This window comes from Finegoldia sp. (assembly GCF_046991905.1).
Classification (GTDB): domain Bacteria; phylum Bacillota; class Clostridia; order Tissierellales; family Peptoniphilaceae; genus Finegoldia.
This window is the reverse complement of sequence record NZ_JBKWZF010000106.1, coordinates 1-3,527: the sequence shown is the minus strand read 5'-3', so window position 1 is coordinate 3,527 and position 3,527 is coordinate 1. Positions and strand designations below refer to the sequence as shown.

The 3,527-nt window shown below is 32.6% G+C and carries 3 protein-coding genes; 2 read left to right on the top strand and 1 reads right to left on the bottom strand.

Going from position 1 to position 3,527, the window contains the following annotated elements; genetic code table 11:
* Both ACLUJM_RS13220 and ACLUJM_RS13215 read left to right on the top strand, forming a co-directional pair.
* On the top strand, positions 1–629 hold a 629-nt coding region (locus tag ACLUJM_RS13220), incomplete at its 5' end, for a hypothetical protein (RefSeq protein WP_412413022.1).
* Positions 630–715: 86 nt separating this feature from the next.
* Positions 716–3,094, top strand: coding sequence for a hypothetical protein (locus tag ACLUJM_RS13215; RefSeq protein ID WP_412413021.1), 2,379 nt, complete (start codon positions 716–718; stop codon positions 3,092–3,094).
* 234 nt (positions 3,095–3,328) lie between these two features.
* Here the strand turns inward: ACLUJM_RS13215 and ACLUJM_RS13210 are convergent.
* Positions 3,329–3,527, bottom strand: a 199-nt coding sequence (locus ACLUJM_RS13210; protein ID WP_412413020.1) for a hypothetical protein, incomplete at its 5' end; no start/stop codon positions are given.

The window sequence follows — 3,527 nt, the reverse complement described above, 5'->3', positions numbered from 1 at the left end:
ACTCCCAAAGATACACTAATTTTGTAGCCCAAATTAAGTTCAAAGTGAAGAAACAAAATACGTATATGACAGAAAAGCAAACTGTTTTCTTAGCTATAGTAAACAGGTTTCTCGAGATTTGGCGTGGAACACAAGACGCCCAAGAACAGGGAAACGCTCGTCAGCATTTCACAAGAGTAAAGATTATGAAATTATTCTATTTCTTTTGTATGCTTGATGAACAGGCTGAAATACGTAATTCAAACTTGTTTGGACATTTTGTTGCCTATCCATTTGGACCTGTAAATGAAGAAGCCTATGAGTTTCTTAAATCGGAAATCGGCAATTGCCTTTTTGAAGCAATGTGTAGGAATGAAAAGGTGGACTTACCTCTTCTTACACCAGAAATAGAAAATATAATTGACAACATTCTACAATCCCCCCAAATCGGAGAGAATGGTATGGAAATACATGTATGGAATAATCTCATCAAAATGCCTGTGGACGAATTGGTTGAGTTAAGTCATCAGACTACTGCATGGAGAGAAGCTTACCTGTATTCATCAGAACATGACATGAATATTGAAGACAATCTAGCCGAAGACAAAAGATTAATCTTGAAAATTTTATCTAATTGGGGAACTACTTGACAAGGAATTCCCCAATTCATTTATATTTATAATGTTCTCGCATCCTTATGGAAAGCACGCAACTACACATTGATCAAGCATTTTGCTTGTACGAAAAGCTTGTTAAATATCAGTCAGACTTTGTATGTAGAGGAATTGATAATTTTTTATGTTCGACAATTTTCAAAGGTAATAAATTAGCTTGTGTCATATTCTATTATCTTTATGAAAATTTGCCCAAAATAAGAGAGAAAATTGTCGCAAATAATAGCATTCAATTTAAACTTCCTGAGAGATATAGTAGCTTATGTTTCGATCTATCAAATGAAAAACTTCAAATCAAGTCTACTGAAGGCAATCTAGTCATTTCAGCTTTGGGAGATGAGAAACTTTTATCTCTGATACTCAACACTCTTCCTTCCGAAGCACAAAAAGTAGAATTGATAAAACTTGAAGATCAATTAAACCTGATTTCCAAGTTTTTCGAGGACCGTTCAGGAGATACTCAACCTTCTTTGCTACCATTAACATCATCCAAAAGCGAAGAGAGGAATAGCGAGAGACTTAAGAATCTTTTTCAATATGCTGAAAAGACTCAAGATCCAAAAACTTTTCAGCGCTGGTATTCCGAAGGAATTGAAAATATATCTTGTAAAATATTCAATGAATTTGTGTTATCTTTCACATCAGCCGAGTATCTTAGAATCACAAACTTTACTGATAAATTAGGTGAATTTAAGACCCTTTTATCTTATGGAAAATTTGATCGTGAAATTGAAATAGATGAAAATATTCCCCAATTAGTTCATACTATTGTTGTGATGGCTGCACGCTATCAACTGTTTTGCAGACAGGTAGAATCACAATTAATCAGAAAACCGGAAGAATTATATTTCGGTTTAACAAGAGATATAGAAACTGAACTGGAATCAACTCTCCCTATATTAGGATTGGGAAACTATAAGGTCGATAGTTCAAAGAAATTTGCGAGATTATTTGCCTCTATTCTCGATGTGGGTTTTATTGATCATCGTTTTATCCTTGAACAAATAACAATCGAACGATTGATTTACGCACTAGAAATTATAAAGAATACTGGAGAAGAATCGTTTAATATAACATCCTGGGAAATAAATGCCGATGATGCACACAGATTAGAAAACATTGAACAACACTATGTTCATGAACGAATAGGAGCGACCAAACTTGTTCTAAAACTTGTGTACGCAAAAGCATGTACGCTTTGGGGCAAAATACATTCATTCTTAAAAACGTCCTCTGACTCAGAAAGTACATTACCATTTCCTGCAATCAAAATTATAGACCGTACACATATCCAAACCCCTATCGAAGTTACTTATGATTATTCGGGAGCTATTGAAACAATCAAAGAACAAGATAATGAACAGTTGGGATTAAACCATGCTTGTCACAATGATATGGACCGATTCAACAGACAAGTAACTTATATCCGTATGAACCATTTATGGTTCAAGGAAAAGGAAGAGCGATTTGAAAACTACAAAAAATTAATGCCTGAAAATGTAGTTGAACTATATAAAGAATATCGTAGTAGAAAACAAGGTAGAAACACAGAGAATATCATATTTTTCTCTGATAAATTTCTTGTAGCAGCTTTAAGTGTTATAAGCAAAGATATTGAAATGCAACTGAGTAAAATTGGTGACACACATATCGAACCTTCTGATGTCTTATTAAAAAAGGTAAATAGCTCTATCAAACTTTTCAGGGATTTAATTGAGGAAATGAAAAAGTTGGCCGAATTCAGCGAAAAATTTGGCTTAATGAAGGATCAACATCTTTTTGAGAATTCGTTCTATGCTCCCAACTTTAATTTTGTATCGACTGAAAGAGCATATTTACCAGTAAAATTCGAGCGGAAGATATATGATCGGGATAGAAAGAGAATGCAGATAGAAATTAAATCAAATTGGCTATTTATAGCATCAACCCACTATCCTCCAGCTTATCCCAATCATTATAAACGACTCTATGAAAAATATGATGATAAAAGAAGAGAATATTCAGCAATGCTATATATGGAACTACCAAGTTTCTTAAATAGAAATACCCGACAAGATATAGCAAAAGAACGCAATAATAGTATTCAGATAATGGCCATTTTTGCAACCATTATGGCATTTGTAACGGCGTCAGTTGGAGCTTTAAAAATATTGGAAACATCCGAGGGATACGCTCACTTTGCCTGTATATTTACCTTATCCTTATTAGCATTTGTGGCAATTATTCGTTTGTTTTCGCAAGTAAATAATAATTTATTATTTAAAATAATAGGATTAGCATTATGCGTTTTAAGTCTTAATCTAACTAAATACCTATTTGTGCAGCTTTTTTTCTGTCTGATTATCTATTGCATCATTAATCATGAACTACACTACACAAAGGGTAATAAAAAAGATAAAACGAAAAAAGATGTTGGCGAAAAAGGCGATAATCATTCATAGTCGAAACTTTTTTAAAATCTAAAAATTCATTTGCCATGTAATAAGTCTCCATAGCTTTAGATTCTTAGAACATAGTGGTCATTATTTTAATGTAATAATTCGCACTATAACTCTAATGCCTTCATCACTATATTCCTAATTTATTCGAATAGTTGTTGCACTTATACCAAACTTACGCTAAACACATCTATGTAGTTACGGTTACATGTTTTATATAAGCTAAGATGGAAGAAATTACAAATAGATGTCATTTAGGAACATAAAAGCACAAGTTGGGAATATAAAAATATAAATCATAAAAAAAGATGGCTTTTTGCTTGCATTTAAAAGAAAAGTATTACTTTTGTCCCCTGAAACAAAGAAATAAAGCAAAACGTTATGAACGTATTCACTTTTACATATTACTTCTTTTTTTACTTTTACTTTAGCCAGA